16 protein-coding genes are annotated in these 20,900 nt (G+C 75.8%); 1 reads left to right on the forward strand and 15 read right to left on the reverse strand.

The features are described 5' to 3' along the window. Nucleotides 1-22: 22 nt before the first annotated feature. The 5 genes from JOD57_RS02855 to trpB all read right to left on the reverse strand — a co-directional run bounded on the left by JOD57_RS02855 (nt 23) and on the right by trpB (nt 9,699). Complete coding sequence (locus tag JOD57_RS02855) at nt 23-1,510, reverse strand: glutamate synthase subunit beta (RefSeq protein ID WP_204690514.1); 1,488 nt, start codon at nt 1,508-1,510, stop codon at nt 23-25. A 53-nt stretch (nt 1,511-1,563) separates the two neighbouring features. Next, nucleotides 1,564-6,240, reverse strand: coding sequence for a glutamate synthase large subunit (gene gltB, locus JOD57_RS02860; protein WP_239568073.1), 4,677 nt, complete (start codon nt 6,238-6,240; stop codon nt 1,564-1,566). Between the two features lie 344 nt (nt 6,241-6,584). Beyond that, nucleotides 6,585-7,556 (reverse strand): prolipoprotein diacylglyceryl transferase, encoded by a 972-nt coding sequence (lgt, locus tag JOD57_RS02865; protein WP_204690515.1) that lies wholly within the window; start codon nt 7,554-7,556, stop codon nt 6,585-6,587. Next, on the reverse strand, nt 7,553-8,353 hold the full coding sequence (gene trpA / locus JOD57_RS02870) for a tryptophan synthase subunit alpha (RefSeq protein WP_204690516.1): 801 nt from the start codon (nt 8,351-8,353) through the stop codon (nt 7,553-7,555). The genes lgt and trpA overlap by 4 nt, the downstream gene beginning before the upstream one ends. Next, nucleotides 8,350-9,699, reverse strand: coding sequence for a tryptophan synthase subunit beta (gene trpB, locus JOD57_RS02875; protein WP_204690517.1), 1,350 nt, complete (start codon nt 9,697-9,699; stop codon nt 8,350-8,352). The genes trpA and trpB overlap by 4 nt, the downstream gene beginning before the upstream one ends. Nucleotides 9,700-9,729: 30 nt before the next feature. On the opposite strand from trpB, the gene JOD57_RS02880 reads away from it, so the two are divergent. Continuing rightward, a complete protein-coding gene (locus JOD57_RS02880; protein WP_204690518.1) occupies nt 9,730-10,146 on the forward strand; it encodes a phosphoribosyltransferase in 417 nt (138 codons plus the stop codon). Here the strand turns inward: JOD57_RS02880 and trpC are convergent. From trpC to JOD57_RS02930, 10 genes are all read right to left on the reverse strand, one after another. Beyond that, nucleotides 10,103-10,912 (reverse strand): indole-3-glycerol phosphate synthase TrpC, encoded by an 810-nt coding sequence (gene trpC / locus JOD57_RS02885; protein WP_204690519.1) that lies wholly within the window; start codon nt 10,910-10,912, stop codon nt 10,103-10,105. The genes JOD57_RS02880 and trpC overlap by 44 nt on opposite strands. Before the next feature lie 90 nt (nt 10,913-11,002). Next, nucleotides 11,003-11,746: a Trp biosynthesis-associated membrane protein gene (locus tag JOD57_RS02890; RefSeq protein WP_204690520.1), complete on the reverse strand. Its 744-nt coding sequence runs from the start codon at nt 11,744-11,746 to the stop codon at nt 11,003-11,005. Further along, complete coding sequence (locus JOD57_RS02895) at nt 11,743-13,251, reverse strand: anthranilate synthase component I (protein ID WP_204690521.1); 1,509 nt, start codon at nt 13,249-13,251, stop codon at nt 11,743-11,745. Before JOD57_RS02895 ends, JOD57_RS02890 begins: the two co-directional genes overlap by 4 nt. Next, nucleotides 13,238-13,612 carry a phosphoribosyl-AMP cyclohydrolase gene (hisI, locus tag JOD57_RS02900; RefSeq protein ID WP_204690522.1) on the reverse strand — a complete coding sequence of 125 codons (375 nt, stop codon included), beginning with the start codon at nt 13,610-13,612 and terminating at the stop codon, nt 13,238-13,240. The genes JOD57_RS02895 and hisI overlap by 14 nt, the downstream gene beginning before the upstream one ends. Nucleotides 13,613-13,674: 62 nt before the next feature. Beyond that, nucleotides 13,675-14,370, reverse strand: coding sequence for a hypothetical protein (locus tag JOD57_RS02905; protein WP_204690523.1), 696 nt, complete (start codon nt 14,368-14,370; stop codon nt 13,675-13,677). Beyond that, nucleotides 14,367-16,019, reverse strand: coding sequence for an FAD-binding dehydrogenase (locus JOD57_RS02910; RefSeq protein WP_204690524.1), 1,653 nt, complete (start codon nt 16,017-16,019; stop codon nt 14,367-14,369). The genes JOD57_RS02905 and JOD57_RS02910 overlap by 4 nt, the downstream gene beginning before the upstream one ends. An 86-nt stretch (nt 16,020-16,105) precedes the next feature. Next, complete coding sequence (locus tag JOD57_RS02915; protein ID WP_204690525.1) at nt 16,106-16,639, reverse strand: hypothetical protein; 534 nt, start codon at nt 16,637-16,639, stop codon at nt 16,106-16,108. Between the two features lie 41 nt (nt 16,640-16,680). Next, entirely contained in the window at nt 16,681-17,118 is a 438-nt protein-coding gene (locus JOD57_RS02920) for a hypothetical protein (protein WP_204690526.1), read from the reverse strand. A gap of 130 nt (nt 17,119-17,248) precedes the next feature. Then, a complete protein-coding gene (locus JOD57_RS02925; protein ID WP_307824411.1) occupies nt 17,249-19,063 on the reverse strand; it encodes an ABC transporter ATP-binding protein in 1,815 nt (604 codons plus the stop codon). Continuing rightward, complete coding sequence (locus JOD57_RS02930; RefSeq protein ID WP_307824412.1) at nt 19,060-20,835, reverse strand: ABC transporter ATP-binding protein; 1,776 nt, start codon at nt 20,833-20,835, stop codon at nt 19,060-19,062. The genes JOD57_RS02925 and JOD57_RS02930 overlap by 4 nt, the downstream gene beginning before the upstream one ends. Between the last annotated feature and the right edge of the window lie 65 nt (nt 20,836-20,900).

The raw sequence follows: 20,900 nt of genomic DNA on the forward strand, positions 1-20,900 counted from the left end.
CGACCCGGGACGGGGTCCTCCGTCAGCGGAGGGCGACCGCCGTGGGGGTCACCGGCCGCGGCAGCATGGAGCTGCCGGTGAGGAACGCGTCGACGGCGCCGGCGGCGGCGCGGCCCTCGGCGATCGCCCACACGATGAGCGACTGGCCGCGGCCGACGTCCCCGGCGACGAAGACGCCGGGGACGCTGGCCATGAACTCCGCGTCGCGGGCGACGTTGCCGCGGGCGTCCACCTCCAGCCCGAGCGCCTCCACGAGGCCCTCGCGCTGGGCGCCGGTGAAGCCCATGGCCAGCAGCACCAGCTGGGCCGGCAGCTCGCGCTCGGTGCCCTCGATCTTCTGGAAGCGGCCGTCGACCCGCTCGACCTCGTGGATGACCAGGGCGCGCACGCGGCCCTCGTCGTCGCCGAGGAAGCGCTCGGTGTTGACCGAGTACAGCCGCTCGCCGCCCTCCTCGTGGGCCGAGGAGATCCGCATGATCATCGGGTAGGTGGGCCAGGGGTTGCCCTCGGACCGCTCGTCCGGCGGCGCCGGCATGATCTCCAGCTGGGTCACCGAGCGGGCGCCCTGCCGGTGCGAGGTGCCCAGGCAGTCCGCGCCGGTGTCACCGCCGCCGATGATGACGACGTCCTTGCCCTTCGCCGAGATCGGCGGGTCGTCCAGCTCGCCGAGCGCCTGGCGGTTGCCGAAGGGCAGGAACTCCATGGCCAGGTGGATGCCGGCGAACTCGCGGCCGGGCGCGGGCAGGTCGCGGCCCACGGTGGCGCCGGCGGCCAGCACGACGGCGTCGAACTCGGCGCGCAGCTGCTCGGTGGACAGGTCGGCCTCGCCGCTGCCCCCGACCTCGACGCCGGTGACGAAGCGGGTGCCCTCGGCGCGCATCTGGTCCAGCCGCCGGTCGAGGACGGCCTTCTCCATCTTGAACTCGGGGATGCCGTAGCGCAGCAGCCCGCCGACCCGGTCCGAGCGCTCGTAGACGGTGACGTCGTGGCCGGCGCGGGTCAGCTGCTGGGCGGCGGCCAGCCCGGCCGGGCCCGACCCGACGACGGCGACCTTCTTGCCGGTGCGCTCGGCCGGTGTCTGCGGCTGGACGTGGCCCCGCTCGAAGGCCTGGTCGATGATCTCCCACTCGATCTGCTTGATCGTGACCGGCGAGTCCTGCAGGTTCAGCACGCAGGCGCCCTCGCAGGGGGCCGGGCACAGCTTCCCGGTGAACTCCGGGAAGTTGTTGGTCGCGTGCAGCCGCTCGATGGCGTCGCGCCAGTCGTCGCGGCGGGCGAGGTCGTTCCACTCCGGGATCAGGTTGCCCAGCGGGCACCCGTGGTGGCAGAACGGGATGCCGCAGTCCATGCACCGGGCGGCCTGCTGGCGCAGCGCCGTGACCGGGTAGACGGCGTCCTCACCGCTGTCGCGGGTGAGGTAGACGTCCTTCCAGTCCAGGATCCGGACGTCGACCGGCCGCCGCGGCGGCATGGCCCGCTCGTACTTCAGGAACCCCGTGGAGTCAGCCACGTGCGGCCTCCGTCGTCTCGTCGTGAGGTGCGCTGCAGGGTCGGGGGCGCGGGTCAGCCACGAGCCGCCTCCATGACCGCGCGGTCCACGTCCGTGCCGGCGGCCTCGGCGGCGCGCCGGGCCTCCAGGGCGCGACGGTAGTCGCGCGGCATGATCACGCTGAACTGCTCGGACCAGCGGCCCCAGTCGGCCAGCAGCGCCGCGGCCACGGTCGACTCGGTCTCGGCCTGGTACCGGACGAGGACCTCCCGCAGCCACTGCGCGGACTCGACGTCCAGCGGCTCGACGTCGACCATCTCGGCGTTGACGCGGTGTCGGGCCAGGTCGAGGACGTAGCCGATGCCGCCGGACATGCCGGCCGCGATGTTCCGGCCGGTCCGGCCGAGGATCACCGCGCGGCCGCCGGTCATGTACTCCAGGGCGTGGTCGCCCACGCCCTCGACGACGGCCACCGCGCCGGAGTTGCGGACGCAGAACCGCTCGCCGACCCGCCCGCGCAGGAAGATCTCCCCGCCGGTGGCGCCGTAGCCGATGACGTTGCCGGCGATGACGTTGTCCTCGGCGGCGAAGCTCGCCTCCCGCGCCGGCCGGACGACGATCCGCCCGCCGGAGAGGCCCTTGCCGACGTAGTCGTTGGCGTCCCCGAGCAGCCGCATGGTGATCCCACGGGGCACGAAGGCGCCGAAGGACTGGCCGGCCGACCCGGTGAAGGTCAAGTCGATCGTGCCGTCGGGCAGGCCCTCGCCACCGAAGCGGCGGGTGACCATCGAGCCGAGCATCGTGCCGACGGTGCGGTTGACGTTGCGCACCGGCAGCTCGAGGGTCACCGGCCGCGCGTCGAGCAGCGCGCCCTCGCACAGCTGGACCAGCGTCTGGTCCAGCGCGGCGTCGAGGCCGTGGTCCTGGGTGCGGACCGCCCGCCGCGGAGCACCCTCGGGGAGCTCGGGCAGGGCGAGCATCCTCGACAGGTCCAGGCCGCGGGCCTTCCAGTGGTCGACCGCCTGGCGGGTGTCGAGCAGCTCGACGTGGCCGACGGCCTCCTCGACGCTGCGGAAGCCCAGCTCGGCGAGGTACTGGCGGACCTGCTCGGCGAGGAACTCGAAGAACGTCACCACGAACTCGGGCCGGCCGGTGAACCGCTTGCGCAGCTCCGGGTTCTGGGTGGCCACGCCGACCGGGCAGGTGTCGAGGTGGCAGACCCGCATCATGATGCAGCCCGACACGACCAGCGGGGCGGTGGCGAAGCCGTACTCCTCGGCGCCGAGCAGCATCGCGACGACCACGTCGCGGCCGGTCTTCATCTGGCCGTCGACCTGCACCACGATCCGGTCGCGCAGGCCGTTGGCCAGCAGCGTCTGCTGCGTCTCGGCCAGGCCCAGCTCCCACGGCGAGCCGGCGTGCTTGAGCGAGGTCAGCGGGGCGGCACCGGTGCCGCCGTCGTGCCCGGAGATCAGCACGACGTCGGCGTGCGCCTTGCTGACGCCGGCCGCGACCGTCCCGACCCCGACCTCGGCGACCAGCTTGACGTTGACCCTTGCTGCGTCGTTGGCGTTCTTCAGGTCGTGGATGAGCTGCTTGAGGTCCTCGATCGAGTAGATGTCGTGGTGCGGCGGCGGGCTGATCAGGCCGACGCCGGGCGTCGAGTGCCGGGTGCGGGCCACCCACGGGTAGACCTTGCCGCCGGGCAGCTGGCCGCCCTCCCCGGGCTTGGCGCCCTGCGCCATCTTGATCTGGATGTCGTCGGCGTTGACCAGGTACTCGCTGGTGACGCCGAAGCGGCCGCTGGCCACCTGCTTGATCGCCGAGCGGCGCAGGTCGCCGTTGGGGTCGGGCACGAACCGGTCGGGGTCCTCGCCGCCCTCGCCGGTGTTGGACCGGCCGCCGAGCCGGTTCATGCCGATGGCGAGGGTCTCGTGCGCCTCCTGCGAGATGGAGCCGTAGCTCATCGCGCCGGTCTGGAACCGCTTGACGATCTCGCTGACCGGCTCGACCTCCTCGATCGGCACCGGCGGGCGCACGCCCTTCCTGACGGTGAACAGGCCGCGCAGGGTGGCCGCGTCCTCCGACAGCTGGTCGACCGTCTGCGTGTACCGCTCGAAGACCTCGTACTGCCGCGAGCGGGTGGAGTGCTGGAGGAGGAACACCGTCTCGGGGTTGAACAGGTGCACCTCGCCCTCGCGGCGCCACTGGTACTCGCCACCGGTCTCCAGCCGGCGGTGCGCGCGCTCGGTCGGGTTCTCCGGGTAGGCGCGCCGGTGCCGCATGGCGACCTCCTCGGCGAGCACGTCCACGCCCACGCCGCCCAGCGGGCAGGAGGTGCCGGTGAAGTACTCGTCGACGACCTCCTGGGAGAGGCCGACCGCCTCGAAGATCTGCGCCATCGTGTACGAGCCGACGGTGCTGATGCCCATCTTGCTCATGACCTTGAGGACGCCCTTGCCGAGCGCCTTGACCACGTTGCGCACGGCCTGCGCCGGCTCGACGCCGGTGAGGACGCCGTCGCGGATCAGGTCCTCGATCGACTCGAAGGCGAGGTAGGGGTTGACCGCGGCCGCGCCGTAGCCGAGCAGCAGCGCGACGTGGTGCACCTCCCGGCAGTCGCCGGACTCGACGACGAGGCCGACCTCCATGCGGGTGCGCTCGCGCACCAGGTGGTGGTGGACCGCGGCGGTCATCAGCAGCGAGGGGATGGGCGCGCGCCGCTCGTCGCAGTCGCGGTCGGAGAGCACGATGACCCGGGCACCGGCCGCGATGGCCTTGCTGACCTTGGTCCGCAGCTCCTCGACGGCCTGCACGAGCGCCGGCCCGCCGCCGGTGACGTCGAAGTGGCCGGTGATCCGGACGGCGGCGAAGCCGGGCAGGTCGCCGTCGTCGTCGATGTGCAGGATCTTGGCCAGCTCGTCGTTGTCGAGGACCGGGTAGGGCAGGAACACCTGGCGGCAGGACGCCGGGGTGGCCGAGAGCAGGTTCTGCTCCGGGCCGAAGGTGCGGCCCAGGCTGGTCACCAGCTCCTCGCGGATGGCGTCCAGCGGCGGGTTGGTCACCTGGGCGAACAGCTGCCCGAAGTAGTCGTAGAGCTGCCGGGAGCGGTCCGACAGCGCCGCGATCGGGGTGTCGGTGCCCATGGAGCCGATCGGCTCGGCCCCGCTGGAGGCCATCGGCGTGAGCAGGACGCGCAGGTCCTCCTCGGTGTAGCCGAACAGCATCTGCCGGCGGACGACGGACTCGTGGCTGGGCCGCGCGCGGCGCCGCTCGGGAAGCTGCGGCAGGTGCACCAGGCCCGCGTGCAGCCAGTCGTCGTAGGGGTGCTCGCCGGCGAGGGCGCCCTTGACCTCCTCGTCGGAGACGATCTGCCCGGAGGTGGTGTCGACGAGGAACATCCGACCCGGCTGCAGCCGGCCCTTGGCGACGACGTCGCCGGCCGGGATGTCGAGCACGCCGGCCTCGCTGGCCAGGACGACCAGGTCGTCCTTCGTCCGCCACCACCGGCCGGGGCGCAGGCCGTTGCGGTCGAGGACGGCGCCGATGACGGTGCCGTCGGTGAAGGCCACGCAGGCCGGCCCGTCCCAGGGCTCCATGATCGAGGCGTGGAACCGGTAGAAGGCCCGCCGGGCCGGGTCCATCTCGTCGTGGTTCTCCCACGCCTCCGGGATCATCATCAGCACCGCGTGCGGCAGCGAGCGGCCGGACAGGTGCAGCAGCTCGAGCACCTCGTCGAAGGTCGCCGAGTCGCTGAAGTCGCTGGCGGTGACCGGGAAGACCCGCTCCAGGCCGAGCTCGCTCGCCGGGCCGGCGGGGCCGTCGAACAGCTCGGTCTCGAGCTTGGCCTCGCGGGCGCGCATCCGGTTGCGGTTGCCCTTGATGGTGTTGATCTCGCCGTTGTGGGCGATGAACCGGAACGGGTGGGCCAGCGGCCAGCTCGGGAAGGTGTTCGTGGAGAACCGGCTGTGCACCAGGGCGATCGCCGACTCGTAGCGCTCGTCGCGCAGGTCGGGGAAGAACGCCGGCAGCTGGTCGGTGGTCAGCATCCCCTTGTAGGTCAGCGTCCGCGACGACAGGGACACGACGTAGAGGGAGCTGCCGGCCTCGCGGGCCTCGCGCTCGGCGCGCTTGCGCAGCACGAAGGAGCGCCGCTCGAGGCGGGTGACGCCGTTGACCACGCGCGGGCCGCCGAACGCGGCGGCGTCGGCGCGGGCGCCCATCGTCTCGGCGACGAACACCTGGGCGAAGTGCGGCATGACCGCGCGGGCGGTGGGCCCGAGGTCGGCGCCGTCGGGGTCGACCGGCACGTCGCGCCAGCCGAGGACGGTCAGGCCCTCCTCGGCGGCGATGCGCGCCACGTCCTCGACGCGGGCGGCGCGCTCGTCCACGTCGACGGGCAGGAACGCGATGCCGACGGAGTACTCGCCCACGGGCGGCAGGTCGAAGTCGACGCTGTCCCGCAGGAGCCCGTCGGGGACCTGGGTGAGGATGCCGGCGCCGTCACCGGAGTTCGGCTCGGCCCCGGCGGCACCGCGGTGGTCGAGGTTGTGCAGCGCGGTCAGGCCCGCGGCGACGATCGTGCGGGAGCGGCGGCCCCGGGCGTCGGCCACGAAGGCCACGCCACAGGCGTCCGAGTCGTTCGCCGGGTCGTAGAGACCGGTGGCGGACGGGACCGCGGAGAACGGCACGGCCGGGGACGTGGCCGCGGAGGCGGCGGCCTGGGGGGCGAGGTCGGGAGACCCGAGCATGACAACTCCCGTCGTCGGCTGCCGCGCCGTCCTCAGGAGGACGGCGCGGGGGCGCTGGGCCCGGCCGGTGGTCAAGGGGGCGGTGCGGCGGCGGTGCGGCGGCGGTGCAGGCGGAGGTGCAGGCGAGGACTGCGGTCGAGCCCGCGACCGGCTGGAGCACGGTGTGCCCGGGCCGACTGGGGTCAGCGGCCCCGCGGGTGGTGCCACGGGGTCGTCGTCCGCGGGGCAGCGCTGGCCCGGTCCGACACGTGCGACCCACCAGGATCACTGGGAGGTCTCACCGGAAGGGTACACAGCCGCGACCCCCGGCTCACCCGCCGAGAGACGGCGCGCGGCGCGTCCCGTCAGGACTGTCCGGGTGCGTCGTGGGAACGGTCACCGGACCGCCGGGCGCCGGGCGCGTCGGTGCTGCCCGGGGCCTCGTCCGCGGTCCCGCCACCGGTCCCGGCGGTGTCGTCGTCGGCACCGTCGCCGGTCCGGTCCCCGGGGTGGATCACCTCTCGCGGCCGGCCGCGCTGCCAGACCAGGTAGGCCACGGCGAGCAGCCCGACGACGGCGGCGGTGACGACGTTGAGCCGGACGCCGAGGACGGTGTTCGCCGGGTCGATGCGCAGCAGCTCGATCCAGAACCGGCCCGCGCAGTACAGCGCCACGTACAGGGCGAACGCGCGGCCGTGGGAGAGCCGGAAGCGCCGGTCGGCCCAGACGACGACGGCCGCGGCGGCGAGGCACCACAGCAGCTCGTAGAGGAAGGTCGGGTGGAACAGCCCGGCCACGACCGGCTGCCCGTCGGCGCCGAGGGCGGCCCGCCCGCCGTCCCACTCGTGGACCCGCAGGGCCCACGGCAGGTCGGTGGGGGAACCGTAGAGCTCGTTGTTGAACCAGTTGCCCAGCCGGCCGATCGCCTGGGCGACCAGCAGGCCGGGGGCGATGGCGTCGCCGAACGCCGGCAGGGGGATGCCGCGGCGGCGGCAGGCGATCCACGCGCCGACGCCACCGAGGGCGATCGCGCCCCAGATGCCCAGGCCGCCCTCCCAGATGGCGAACGCCCGCAGCGGGTCGCCACCCTCGCCGAAGTAGGGCTGCGGCGTGGTGACCACGTGGTAGAGCCGGCCGCCGACGATGCCGGAGGGCACCGCCCAGACGGCGATGTCGAGCACCTCGCCGGGCCGGCCGCCGCGGGCGACCCAGCGCCGCTCGGCGATCCAGCAGGCGGCGACGATGCCGGCGATGATGCACAGCGCGTAGGCCCGGATCGGGAACGGGCCGAGCTCCCAGACGCCTCGGGTGGGGCTGGGGATGGCCGCGAGGGTCACCCCCGCACCCCCGCCCGGCGCACCCCGTCGGCCAGCTCCGCGGAGAGGGCCCGGACCCCCTCCGCGCCGCGCCCGTCGAGCATCTCGCGGACGTAGGCCGAGCCCACGATGACCCCGTCGGCGAAGCCGGCCACCTCGGCGGCCTGGTCGCCGTTGGAGACGCCGAGTCCGACGCAGATCGGCAGGTCCCCGGCCACCGGGCGGGTGCGGGCGACGAGCTCGCCGGCGGCCGTGCTGACGGTGGCCCGCGTGCCCGTGACGCCCATGGTGGAGGCGGCGTAGACGAAGCCCCGGGACGCCGCGACGGTGGCGGCCAGCCGCGCGTCGGTGGACGACGGAGCGATCAGGAAGACCCGGTCGAGGCCGGTGCGGTCGGTCGCGGCCAGCCACGCCCCCGCCTCGTCCGGGATGAGGTCGGGCGTGATCGCCCCCGCTCCCCCGGCGGCGGACAGGTCGTCGGCGAACCGGTCGACGCCGTAGCGCTCAATGGGGTTCCAGTAGCTCATCACCACCGGCACGCCGCCGGCCGCGGCGACCGCACGCACGGCCGGCAGCACGTGGCGCAGTCCGGTGCCCGCCCGGACGGCCACGTCCATGGCCTCCTGGATCACCGGGCCCTCCATGCCGGGGTCGGAGTACGGGACACCGACCTCGAGGGCGTCCGCGCCCCCCTCGATGGCCGCGACCATCGCCTCGATCGACGTGTCGACGTCGGGGTAGCCGACCGGGAGGTAGGCGATCAGCGCGGCGCGGCCCTCGGCCCGGGCGGCGGCGATGCGGTCGGCGAGCAGGCTCACGCCGTCTCCCCCGCCTCGCGGCCGGGCACCGCGTCGCCGGAGGACACCGCGCCCTCGGTGGCCTGCTGGTCGGTGTCCATGCCCGGGCCCGGGTCGACCTCGCTGCGGTCGCCCAGCCCGAACCAGCGCGACGCCGTCTCGACGTCCTTGTCGCCGCGGCCGGAGAGGTTCACCAGCAGCAGCGCGTCCGGACCGACCTCCCGGCCCAGCCGCATCGTGCCGGCGAGGGCGTGCGCGGACTCGATGGCCGGGATGATCCCCTCGGTGCGGCACAGCAGCGCGAAGGCCTCCATGGCCTCGGCGTCGGTGACCGGCCGGTACTCGGCGCGGCCGGTGTCGTGCAGGAAGGAGTGCTCGGGGCCCACGCCCGGGTAGTCCAGGCCGGCGCTGATCGAGTGCGACTCGATGGTCTGGCCGTTGTCGTCCTGCAGCAGGTAGGAGCGGGCGCCGTGCAGCACCCCCGGCGCTCCCCCGGTGATCGTCGCGGCGTGCCGGCCGGTGTCCACGCCGTCCCCGCCGGCCTCCAGGCCGACCAGCCGCACGCCCTCGTCGGGGACGAAGGCGGTGAAGATGCCGATCGCGTTGGAGCCGCCGCCGACGCAGGCGAGGACGGCGTCGGGCAGCCGGCCCTCCCGCTCGAGGAACTGGGCGCGGGCCTCGTCGCCGATCACCCGCTGGAAGTCGCGGACCATCGCCGGGAAGGGGTGCGGGCCGGCGACGGTGCCGAAGACGTAGTTGGTGGTCTCGACGTTGGTCACCCAGTCGCGGAAGGCCTCGTTGATGGCGTCCTTGAGGGTGCGCGAGCCGGTGGTCACCGGGACGACCTCGGCGCCGAGCAGCCGCATGCGGGCGACGTTGAGCGCCTGGCGGCGGGTGTCCTCCTCGCCCATGTAGACGGTGCACGACAGCCCCATGAGCGCCGCCGCGGTCGCCGTCGCGACGCCGTGCTGGCCGGCGCCGGTCTCGGCGATGACCCGCTCCTTGCCGATCCGCTTGGTCAGCAGCGCCTGGCCCAGCACGTTGTTGATCTTGTGCGAGCCGGTGTGGTTGAGGTCCTCGCGCTTGAGGAACACCCGCGCCCCGCCGCAGTGCTCGGCGAAGCGGGGCACCTCGGTGAGCGGGCTGGGGCGGCCGGTGTAGTCGCGCTGCAGCGCGGCGAACTCCTCGATGAACACCGGGTCGACCCGCATGGCCTCGTAGGCCGCGGTGAGGTCGTCCAGCGCGGCGATCAGCGCCTCGGGGACGAAGCGGCCGCCGAAGACGCCGAAGTGGCCGGTGGCGTCGGGCCAGGCGGGGCGCGCCGACTCGAGTCGCTGCTCGGGAGGGTGCACGGCGCTGGTCGTCATGGGCCCAGTGTCCCGCGCCGCGGCGTCCTGGTGGCGGAGGGGGTCAGCGGGTCGTGCGCCACCCGGCCGGGCCCGACCCTCCCCTACCGTCGGGCGGGCCCGCTGCCCGGGCCGGCGCTCACGACGGCCACCGCCCCCGACCACCGCGGCCGGCGCTCCGGGCTGCACCTGCCGGCGGTCCTCGGGCCGGGCGACCGGGTGCTGCTGGTCGACGACTGGGCCGAGCGCGGCAGCCAGGCCGAGGCGGCGGCCGGGCTGGTGCGCCGGTCGGGCGCCGCGCTGGTCGGCGTCTCGCCGGTGGTCGACGAGCTGCCCGACGACGTCCGGGTGCGGCTGGGCCCGGTGACGGCGCTGGTCACGCGGGCCGAGCTGGGCGACCCGGCCGGCCGAGCCCGCGGCGAGGTCAGCGGGTGGTGCGCGGGGTGGCCGGGTGCGACCCGGCGGTGACCAGGTCGGCGACGGCCTGGCGGGCGTCGCCGGCGGTGACCAGCCCCTCGCCGACGAGCACCGCGTCGGCACCGGCGCCGGCGTAGGCGATGAGGTCGTGCGGGCCGCGGACGCCGGACTCGGCGACCTTGACCACCTCCGAGGGCAGGCCGGGGGCGATCCGCTCGAAGGTGGAGCGGTCGACGGCCAGGGTGGTGAGGTCGCGGGCGTTGACGCCGATCACCGAGGCCCCGGCGGCCAGCGCGCGGTCGGCCTCGGCCTCGGTGTGCACCTCCACCAGCGCGGTCATGCCCAGGGACTCCACCCGCTCGAGCAGGCCGGTGAGGGCGTTCTGCTCGAGCGCGGCGACGATGAGCAGGACGACGTCGGCGCCGTGCGCCCGGGCCTCGTGCACCTGGTAGCTGCTGACCACGAAGTCCTTGCACAGCACCGGGACACCGACGGCGGCGCGGACGGCGGCCAGGTCGGCGTGCGAGCCGCCGAAGCGGCGGCGCTCGGTGAGCACGCTGATGACCCGGGCGCCCCCGTCGGCGTACTGGGCGGCGAGGACGGCGGGGTCGGGGATGTCGGCGAGAGCGCCCTTGCTGGGGCTGCGGCGCTTGACCTCGGCGATGACGCCGACGCCCGGCTCGCGCAGCGCCGCCAGGGCGTCGAGGGCCGGCCGGGCGTCCCGCGCGGCGGCCCTCACCTCGGCCAGCGGGGTGGCCACCTCGCGCGCCGCGACGTCCTCGCGGACGCCGGCGACGATCTCGTCGAGGACGGTCACTCCGCCTCCTCGCTGCTGGTCGGTTCGTCCCGCGCGGGACCGGGTAGTCGTCCGGGCCGGCCTCGAACCCGCCGGACGGGTGGACCCACTCTAAGGGCGGCGGCCGGGAGCCCTGGTCGCCGGGTCGTCGGTGGTCGCGGCGACCCCGGGTGCGGGATCGGCGACCGGATCACCGGCGAGGTCGCCGGTGGGGTCCCCGGTCGGGTCGTCGGTCGGGTCGTCGCCGCGGTCGAGGGCCCGCCAGGCGTCCAGCGCGCGGTCCTCGTCGGTGCGCGCGCGGGCCGGCGCGGGTGCGGCGGCGCCCGGCGTCCGCTCGTAGCGGCGGCCCATGCCCGGCCACCGCCGTCCGCGGGCGAGGACCAGCAGCCCGGCGGCCAGCGCGACCGCGGCGGCGACGAGGCACAGCACCGGCCACCCGGCGGACAGGTCGGTGCTCACCGTCTCCCCCGGCGCCGTCGGCACCGGGTCCGGCCCCGCGACCAGGACCCGCCCGCCCGCCCAGGCGAGGACCACCCCGGCGGCGGCGACGAGCACGCCGACGGCTGCCCGCCCGACGCCGCGGACGGCGAGGACGGCGACGGCCGCGGCCAGCAGCAGCAGCCCGGCGGCGGTCGCCAGCGGGGCGACGGCCGACCCCGCGAGCGCCTCGGTGACCGGCGGCAGGGGCGGGGGGCGGGTCACGGTGACCGTCGCCCACGTCTGCCCGCCCGCGGACAGGGCCAGCCCGCCGGCGAGCGCGCAGCCGGCGACGGCCGCACCCAGCTCGCGGCGCGGGTCCGGCGTCCCGGGCCCGCTCCCGTCCGGCGGAGCCGGCGGGACGGCGGAGCCGCTCACCGGACCTCCCGCATCCCCTCGGCCGTGGCGATGGCCGAGAGCACCGCGCGGGCCTTGTGCCGGGTCTCGGCCTCCTCGGTGGCGGGGTCGCTGTCGGCGACGACCCCCGCGCCGGCCTGCACGTAGGCCCGCCCCTGGTGCAGCACGGCGGTGCGGATGGCGATGGCCATGTCCATGTCGCCGCTGGCGTCGACGTAGCCGACGGTGCCCGCGTACAGCGCCCGCCGCGTGGGCTCGAGCGACTCGATGATCTCCATCGCCCGCGGCTTGGGGGCGCCGGAGACGGTGCCGGCCGGGAACGTGGCGTCGAAGACGTCGAGCGCGTCGCGGCCGGGCGCCACCTCCCCCGACACCGTCGAGACCAGGTGCATGACGTGGCTGTAGTGCTCGACCCGCATGAAGTCGGGCACCTCGACCGAGCCCGGCACGCACACCCGGCCCAGGTCGTTGCGGGCCAGGTCGACCAGCATCACGTGCTCGGCACGCTCCTTGGGGTCGGCGAGCAGGCCCTCGGCCAGCCGCAGGTCCTCCTCCTCGGTGGCGCCGCGCGGGCGGGTGCCGGCCGGCGGGTGCACGACCGCGCCGGTGCCCGTGACGGTCACCAGCGCCTCCGGCGAGGAGCCGACGACGTCGAAGGGCGACTCCCGGCCGGCGAAGCGCAGCAGGTACATGTACGGCGAGGGGTTGGTCGCCCGCAGCACCCGGTAGAGGTCCAGCGCCTTGACGTCGGTCTCGGTCTCGAAGCGCTGGGCGAGCACGACCTGGAAGGCGTCGCCGGCACGGATGTGCTCGCGGACGGTCTCCACCCCGGCCTCGTAGACCCCGGGCGCCATCGTGCTGGTCACCGGCGGCGGCTCGGTCGGGGTGAACGTGGCGACGCCGGGGGGCACGGCCTTGCTCAGGTCGGCGGCCATCGCGTCGAGCCGCGCGACCGCGTCGTCCCAGGCGGCCCCGGGGTCGCCGGAGCCGGTCAGCGCGTTGGCGATGAGCAGCACCGTGCCGTCGGTGTGGTCGAGCACGGCGAGGTCGGTGACCAGCATGAGCGCCAGCTCGGGCATGCCGAGGTCGTCGGTGCTGGTGGTCGGCAGCCGCTCCAGCCGCCGGACGACGTCGTAGCCGAGGTAGCCGACCAGGCCGCCGGTGAGCCGGGGCAGGTCGGGGCGGCGCGGGGAGCGCAGCCGGCGGGCGAGCGTGCGGACGGCGGCCAGCGGGTCGGCGGGCAGGTCGTCGGTGAGCCCGGGCAGCGGGTCGCCCAGCCACACGGTGGCGCCGTCGCGCTCGGTGAGCACCCCGGCGGCGCGGACGCCGACGAAGCTGTAGCGCGACCAGCGCTTGCCCTGCTCGGCGGACTCCAGCAGCACCGTGCCGGGGCGGTTGCCGGCCAGCTTGCGGTAGATGCCGACGGCGGTCTCGCCGTCGGCCAGCAGCCGCCGGGTCACCGGCACCACCGGCTGGTCGAGCCCGGCGAACTCCTCGCGCGCCGGGCTGGTCTCACCGAGCCGCACCGGACACCTCCAGCCCGCGGTGGAAGCAGGAGCGCTCGCCGGTGTGGCAGGCCGGGCCCTCCTGGTCGACGAGCACGAGCAGCGCGTCGCCGTCGCAGTCGACCCGCACGTCGCGGACCCACTGCCGGTGCCCGGAGGTCTCCCCCTTCACCCAGTACTCGCCGCGGCTGCGCGACCAGTAGGTGGCCCGGCCGGTGCTCAGCGTGCGGTGCAGCGCCTCGTCGTCCATCCAGGCGACCATGAGCACCTCACCGGTGTCGTGCTGCTGGACGACCGCGGCGACCAGCCCGGCGGGGTCGCGGCGCAGCAGCGCGGCGACCGCGGGGTCGAGCGCCGACTCGGCGGCGGGGACGGCGGACATGCCGTCGATCGTCCCACCGGGCGGGGACCGCTCCGGTCAGCGGCCCCGGCGGCCGCCCCGGGTCACCGGCCGGTGCCGGGAGCGGCGTCGTCGCCCGCGGCCCAGCGGCGGACGGCGCCGACCAGCAGCAGCCCGAGGCCGACCGCCGGGGCGGCGGCGAAGAACAGCACCCCGACGACGAGGACGCCGGAGGGGTCCGAGCCGGTGGTGTCGTCGAGGAAGCCGCCCAGCGCGGACAGCCGCACCAGCCAGTAGAGGGCGAGGGCCAGCTGCGCGGCGACGGCGGCGACCAGGGTCAGCCAGGACGCCCGGCTGCGGCGGTTGAGCACCATGACGCCGCCGACGACCAGCGCGATGGCCGAGAGCAGCTGGACCACCGTCAGCACGGTGGCCTCGGTCACCAGCGCACCCGCCTCGTCGGCGTCCGACGCCCCCGGCACGGTGGCCAGGAAGCCGAAGGTGCTGGCCAGCAGGAGCACGTAGGCCGAGGCGACGGCCACGAGGCCGGCCTGGACGAAGGCCAGCACCGCCGCGGCCACGACCTGTCCCGGCCGGCGCGGGCGGAGCGGCGCCGGCGGACCCCACACGGGGACGCCGTGGCCGGGCCACCCGTACCCCGGGTGCGGGTACGCGGCGGCCGTGTACGGGCCCGGCGGGGGGTACGCGGCGGCCGCGTACGGCGCGGGCGCCGTGACGGGCGGGCCGGCGTAGGCGACCGGGTCGGCCTGCGCGGCCGGGTCCGACCAGGGGCTGCTCACAGCGCCGCCGCCAGTGCCCGGCCGGCCACGCGGCCGGAGAACAGGCAGCCGCCGAGGAAGGTGCCCTCCAGCGACCGGTAGCCGTGCATCCCCCCGCCGCCGAACCCGGCGACCTCACCGGCGGCGTACAGCCCGGGGAACGGGTCGCCGCCGGGCCGCAGCACCCGGCCGGACAGGTCGGTCTCCAGACCGCCGAGGGTCTTGCGGGTGAGCAGGTTGAGCCGGACGGCGATGAGCGGGCCGGCCTCCGGGTCGAGCAGCCGGTGCGGCGGGGCGACCCGGATGAGCTTGTCGCCGAGGTAGCGCCGGGCGCCGCGGACGGCGGTCAGCTGCAGGTCCTTGGTGAACGCGTTGGCCACCTCGCGGTCGCGGGCGAGCACCTCGCGCTCGACGGTGGCGAGGTCGACCACCGGGCCGCCGCCGGTGACGCGGTTCATCCCGGCGACCAGCTCGGGCAGGGTCGTGGCGGTGACGAAGTCCTCGCCGCGGTCGAGGAAGGCCTGCACCGGCCCGGCCACGCCGGCCTTGACCCGGTCGAGCAGCAGTCCGAGGTCCCTGCCGGTCAGGTCGGGGTTCTGCTCGGAGCCCGACAGCGCGAACTCCTTCTCGACGATCTTCTTCGTGGCGAGGAACCAGGTGTGCTCGTGGCCGGTCTGCCCGATGTGCGCCAGCGTCCCGAGGGTGTCGAAACCGGGGAACAGCGGGACGGGCAGCCGGGTGCCGGTGGCGTCGAGCCACAGCGACGAGGGCCCCGGCAGGATGCGGATGCCGTGCCGCGCCCAGACGGGCGAGTGGTTGGCGATGCCCTCGGTGTAGTGCCACATGCGGTCGCGGTTGACCACGTGGCCGCCGGCGGCCTCGGTGGCCTCGAGCATCAGCCCGTCGACGTGGGCGGGGACGCCGGAGAGCAGCCGCTGCGGCGCGGGGCCGAGCCGGGCGGGCCAGTTGCGGCGGACCAGCTCGTGGTTGCCGCCGATGCCGCCGGAGGTGACGACGACGGCCTGCGCGGCGATCTCGAACGGCGCCAGCTCCTCGCGGGAGCTGGCCTCCCCGCGGGCGGCGTCGCTGGGCGCCAGCACCGACCCGCGCACACCGGTGACCGCGCCGTCGTCCACCACGAGCCCGGTGACCCGGTGCCGGAAGCGCAGCTCCACCAGGCCGCGGTCGACGGCGGCGCGCACCCGGCGGGCGAAGGGCTCGACGATGCCGGGTCCGGTGCCCCAGACGATGTGGAAGCGCGGCACGGAGTTGCCGTGCCCGGTGGCGGTGTAGCCGCCCCGCTCGGCCCAGCCCACGACGGGGAAGAAGCCGACGCCCTGCTCGCGCAGCCACGCGCGCTTCTCCCCCGCGGCGAAGTCCAGGTAGGCCTCCGCCCACTGCCGCGGCCAGTGGTCCTCGGCGCGGTCGAAGGCGGCGGTGCCGAACCAGTCCTGGCGGGCCAGCTCCAGGGAGTCGCGCACCCGCAGCCGGCGCTGCTCGGGGGAGTCCACGAGGAACAGCCCGCCGAAGGACCACCAGGCCTGCCCGCCGAAGGACGCCTCCGGCTCCTGCTCGAGCAGCACCACGCGCCGGCCGGCGTCGGCCAGCTCGGCGGTGGCCACCAGCCCGGCCAGGCCGGACCCCACCACGACGACGTCCGTGTCGATCACGCTTCTCCTCGCTGGCGCCGGTCGCCGGCGTGCCCGGCGGTGCTCTGCCCCTGCGTGACCTGGCGAGCCCGGTCACCGACGGCACGCTAGCGGCCGCGGGGTCTCCCGCGGCCGTGCGCGGCCGGGCGGGCCGGCCGGTTCCCCCGCCGGGGGCGGGTCCAGTCCCGGATCGGGCGGCGCACGCAGAGCGCGAACGCCCCGAGCGGGCCGGGCAGCAGGAGCAGGGCCCAGCCGGTGAGCTCGCCGCTGCCGAGGGCGGCGGCGAACAGCACGGTGGTCCCGAGCAGGAGCAGGGCCGTGACCGCGGCGGCCAGCGCGAGGACCGCCCACCCGCGGCCGCGGCCGAGGAACACCAGGACGGCGCCGGCCAGGGCCAGGAACGCCAGCGCGAGCACGCCGGACACGAGCCGGTCCCAGGTCCAGCCGGGTTCCGGGGACTCGACCAGCCAGGCGAGGAAGACGTCCTCGGCGGCCAGCAGCAGGCCGAACACCGCGGCGAACGGGGCGGTCAGCGGGCGCCCGGGTGCGGCCGGCGGGGCGGCGCGGCGGGCGCCGGACGGCGGTGCCGCCGCCCGCGGGGAGCGACGGGTCGTCGTCCGGCGGGGTGGCGACGACGGCATGGCGAGCAGCGTAGGGACGCCGGCGGGGAGCCGCGGCCGTGTCAGGCCGGCTCCCCGCCCCGCGCCCGGCGGGGGCGCCCGGCCAGCCAGGCGGTCACCTGGGGGCTGAACGCGAGGGTGGCGGCGAGCAGCGGGCAGACGGCCACCACGAACGGCCCGATGCCGACGTCCTCGCCGACGGAGGCGGCGACCCCGATCACCAGCCCGGCGAACGCCAGGGAGACCGCGGCGCCCAGCACCAGCGGCCACCGGCCCCGGCGGGCGACCAGCCAGAAGACGGCGAACAGCTGGAGCAGCGGCATGAGCAGCAGGGCGAGGGTCCACCAGGCCCGGCTGCCCTCGGCGTCGGCCAGCACGCCGCCGAGGGCGAAGCCCAGGACGGCGACGATCGCCAGCGGGAGCACGCCGACGGCGCCCAGCGCGGCGGCGGCGATGGCGAGGCCGGGCATCCGGGACGGCATCGAGGACGGCGTCGTCACGCCCGGCAGCCTAGGAGAAGGACCCTCCTGCCCCCCACCGCTCGCAGGCTCGCGGCGGGTCCCTGCAGGAGGGCCGTTCCAGCACGTCACCGGCTCGCGGCGGGCCCGCGCAGGAGGGCCGGTGCCGCGCTCAGGCCACCGGCGACGGCTCGCCGGCCGACGAGCGGCGCCAGGAGGCGTGCAGCCGGGCGTAGGGGCCGACGACGCCCACCAGCTCCGCGTGCGTGCCGCGCTGCACCACCCGGCCGGCGTCGACGACCAGCACCTCGTCGGCGCGCTCGGCGGTGGACAGGCGGTGCGCGATGGTCACCGTCGTCCGCCCGTCGGTGAGCCGGTCGAGAGCGTGGGTGAGCCGCTGCTCGGTGGCGGGGTCGACGGCGCTGGTGGCCTCGTCGAGCATGAGCAGGTCGGGCGCGGCCACGTGCGCGCGGGCGATGGCGACCAGCTGCCGCTCCCCCGCCGACATCGAGTCCCCGCGCTGGCCCACGGGGGTGCGCACGCCGTCGGCCAGGGCGGCCAGCCACGCGCCCAGGCCGAGCTCCTCGAACGCCGCGGTCACCTGCTCGTCGGTGAGGCCGGGGCGGCCGTAGCGGACGTTGTCGGCGACCGTGGCGTCGAACAGGAACCCGTCCTGGGGCACCATGCCGACCCGCCGGCGCAGCGAGGAGAAGGCGACGTCGGCCAGCGGCACCCAGCCGGACCCCTCGGAGCCGAGCAGGACGCGGCCCTCCGTCGGGTCCATGAGGCGGGTGACCAGCTTGGCCAGCGTCGTCTTGCCCGACCCGGTCTCCCCCACGACGGCGACCCGGCGGCGCGGGGCGAGGGTGAGGTCGACGTCCTCGAGCGCCGGACGCGCGTCCGGCGCGTAGCGGAAGCCGACGTGCTCGAGGCGGACGCCGAGCGGGCCGGGCGGCAGCTCGCGGGCCCGCCCGGGCGTGGCGACGGCGGGGTCGCGGACGTCGGGCTCGGTGTCGAGGACGTCGAGCACCCGGCGGAACCCGGCGAGGGCGTTCTGCGCCTCGTTGAGGACCTCGCTGGCGGTCTGCACCGGCGCGACGAACAGCGTGACGAGGAAGAGGAAGGCCACGAGCGTGCCGGCGCTGACCTGCCCAGCCAGTCCGAGCAGGACGCCGACCACGACGACGGCGGCGTTGGCGACGGCGGCCACGAACTCGCCGCTGACGAACACCGCGGCGGTGACCTTCTGCGCGTCGACCTGGGCGCGGTAGTGCCGGTCGACGGCGCGGTCGAGGCGGGCCGCCGTGCGCTCGCGGATGCCGTAGGCGCGCACCGTCGGGGCGCCGACGACGGACTCCGAGACGGCGGCGAGCACGTCGCCGACCCGCTCGCGGACGACGCCGTAGACGACGGCCAGCCGCCGGGCGAAGAAGCGCACCGCGACCGCCAGCGGCACGAAGCAGGCCAGCACCAGCAGGGTCAGCTGCCAGGAGTAGACGAACATGACCACGGTGGCCACGACCAGCTGGCCGAGGCTGACGACGCCGAGGACGCCGCCCCACTGCATGAAGGTCGAGAGCTGGTCGACGTCGCTGGTGACCCGCGAGACCAGGGAGCCGCGGCGCTGGCCCTGCTGGTGCAGCACGGAGAGGTCGTGCACGTGCCGGAAGGCGCGCGAGCGCAGCCCGGCCAGCGCGGTCTCGGTGGTGCGGAACAGCCGGACGTTCATCCGGTAGACCGCGACGGCGGTCAGCAGGACGACGACGGCGCAGGCGAGCACCAGCGTGCGGACGAGACCGAGGTCGGGGCCGCCGGGGGCGAGCAGGCCGCGGTCGATGACCTGCTGGACGGCGATGGGCACCACCACCCGGCCGGCGGTGGCGAGCAGGGCCAGGGCGAAGGTGGCGGGCAGGCCGCGGCGGAACTCCGGCATGGCGCGCAGCCCGCGGCGCAGCGTCGCGACGGCGCCCTCGCGGGGCTCGCTCACGCCGCGACCTCCGCCTGCGAGTACGCGCGCACCAGGGCGGCGTAGCCGGGCACCTCGGCGAGCAGGTGCTCGTGGCTGCCGCGGGCGGTGACCCGGCCGTCCTCGAGCCAGACCACCTCGTCGGCCAGCGCGATGGTGGCCTGCCGGTAGGCCACGACGACCACGGTGGAGGGCCGCTCGGCCGAGCGCAGCGCGTCGAGGATGCGCGCCTCGACGGCGGGGTCGACGGCGCTGGTGGCGTCGTCGAGGACCAGCAGCCGGGAACGGCGGACGACGGCGCGGGCCAGCGCCAGCCGCTGCCGCTGCCCGCCGGACAGCGAGGCGCCGCGCTCGCCGACGCGGGTGTCGAGGCCGTCGGGGAGCCGGTCGACGAAGTCGTCGGCGGCGGCGACCCGCAGCGCGGCCCGGACCTCGTCGTCGGAGAAGTCGCCGCCGAGGGTGACGTTGCCGCGCACGGTGTCGTCGAAGAGGAAGGTGCCCTGCGGGACGAAGGCGGCCTGGGCGCTGACCTCGCCCTCGCGCAGCCGGCGCACGTCGACGCCGTCGAGCAGCACGTGCCCGCTCGCGGGGTCGACCAGGCGGACCAGCAGCCCGGCCAGCGTGGACTTGCCCGAGCCGGTCGGCCCGACGACGGCGACCGTGCTCCCGGCCGCGACGTCGAAGGTGACCCCCGACAGCGTCGGCCGGGCCGAGCCGTCGAAGACGTGGTCGACCGCGCGCAGGCCCAGCCCCGCCCCGCCCGCACCCCCGGCGGCGGCCTCCGGGCCGTGCGGCGTCTCGCCGGTCGCGTCGAGCACCGGGGTGACCCGGTCGAACCCGGCCAGCGCGCGCGGGAGGTCGGCCAGCACCCAGCCGATCGCGCGGATGGGCAGCGCCAGCACGGTGAACAGGTAGGCGATGCTGACCAGCTCCCCGGGGTCGGTGTCCCCGGAGGCCACCCGGCCCGCGCCCACCAGCAGCACGGCCAGCGTGCCCAGGTTGGGCAGCGCCTCCATCATCGGGTCGAACAGGCCGCGCACCCGGCCGACGGCGACCAGCCCGTCGCGCAGCTCCCCCGCCCGCTCGGTGAACCGGGCGCTCTCGACGTCCTCCCGGCCGAGCGTCTTGACCACGAGCGCGGCGTCGAAGCTCTCGTGGGCGATCTCGCTGACCTCGGCGCGCAACTGCTGGGCCCGCTGCATCCGCGGGCTCATCACCTGCGAGTAGACGACGTTGACGGCGAAGACCAGCGGGAAGACGACCAGCCCGACCACCGCCAGCAGCGGGTCGGTGACCAGCAGCGCGACCACGGTGATGGCGATCATCACGAGCGCACCGCAGGCGAAGGGCAGCGGCGAGACGAAGAACCAGGCGGCCTCGACGTCGGAGTTGGCGTTGGACAGCAGCTGGCCGGTCGGGTGGCGCATGTGCCACGACAGCGGCAGCCGCAGGTACTGGCCGGTGACCCGGCGCCGGTAGTCGGCCTGCAGGCGGTAGGCCATGATCCCGGCGAACAGCCGCCGGCCGAGGATGCCGAGGATCTTGAGCAGGGCGACCCCGAGCACGACGGCGACGGCCAGGGTGAGCGCCCCGGCCGTGGTGTCGCCGGCGTCGAACGCCGGCAGGATCACCCGGTCGGTGATCCCGCCGATCACGTAGGCGCTGGCCACGGTCATGGCCCCGTAGAGGCTGCTGGCCAGCAGGGCGAGGGTGAACATCCCCCGCTGCTCGGTGATGGCGCGGCCGACGTGGCGCAGTCCGCGCCGGACCACGGCGTCTCGGCGGCGGGGCACGGATCTCCTCGGGGGTGCGGTCGACCGCGGGCGCTCCCGCACGTCGTCAGCCAGGCTAACCACCT

Source organism: Geodermatophilus bullaregiensis (assembly GCF_016907675.1).
GTDB lineage: Bacteria > Actinomycetota > Actinomycetes > Mycobacteriales > Geodermatophilaceae > Geodermatophilus > Geodermatophilus bullaregiensis.

Bases quoted from the DNA above. Each gene is read 5' to 3' on its own strand.
- gltB (WP_239568073.1), bottom strand. From the start codon at position 6,240: ATGCTCGGGTCTCCCGACCTCGCCCCCCAGGCCGCCGCCTCCGCGGCC.
- trpB (WP_204690517.1), bottom strand. From the start codon at position 9,699: ATGACGACCAGCGCCGTGCACCCTCCCGAGCAGCGACTCGAGTCGGCG.
- hisI (WP_204690522.1), bottom strand. From the start codon at position 13,612: ATGTCCGCCGTCCCCGCCGCCGAGTCGGCGCTCGACCCCGCGGTCGCC.
- JOD57_RS02915 (WP_204690525.1), bottom strand. From the start codon at position 16,639: ATGCCGTCGTCGCCACCCCGCCGGACGACGACCCGTCGCTCCCCGCGG.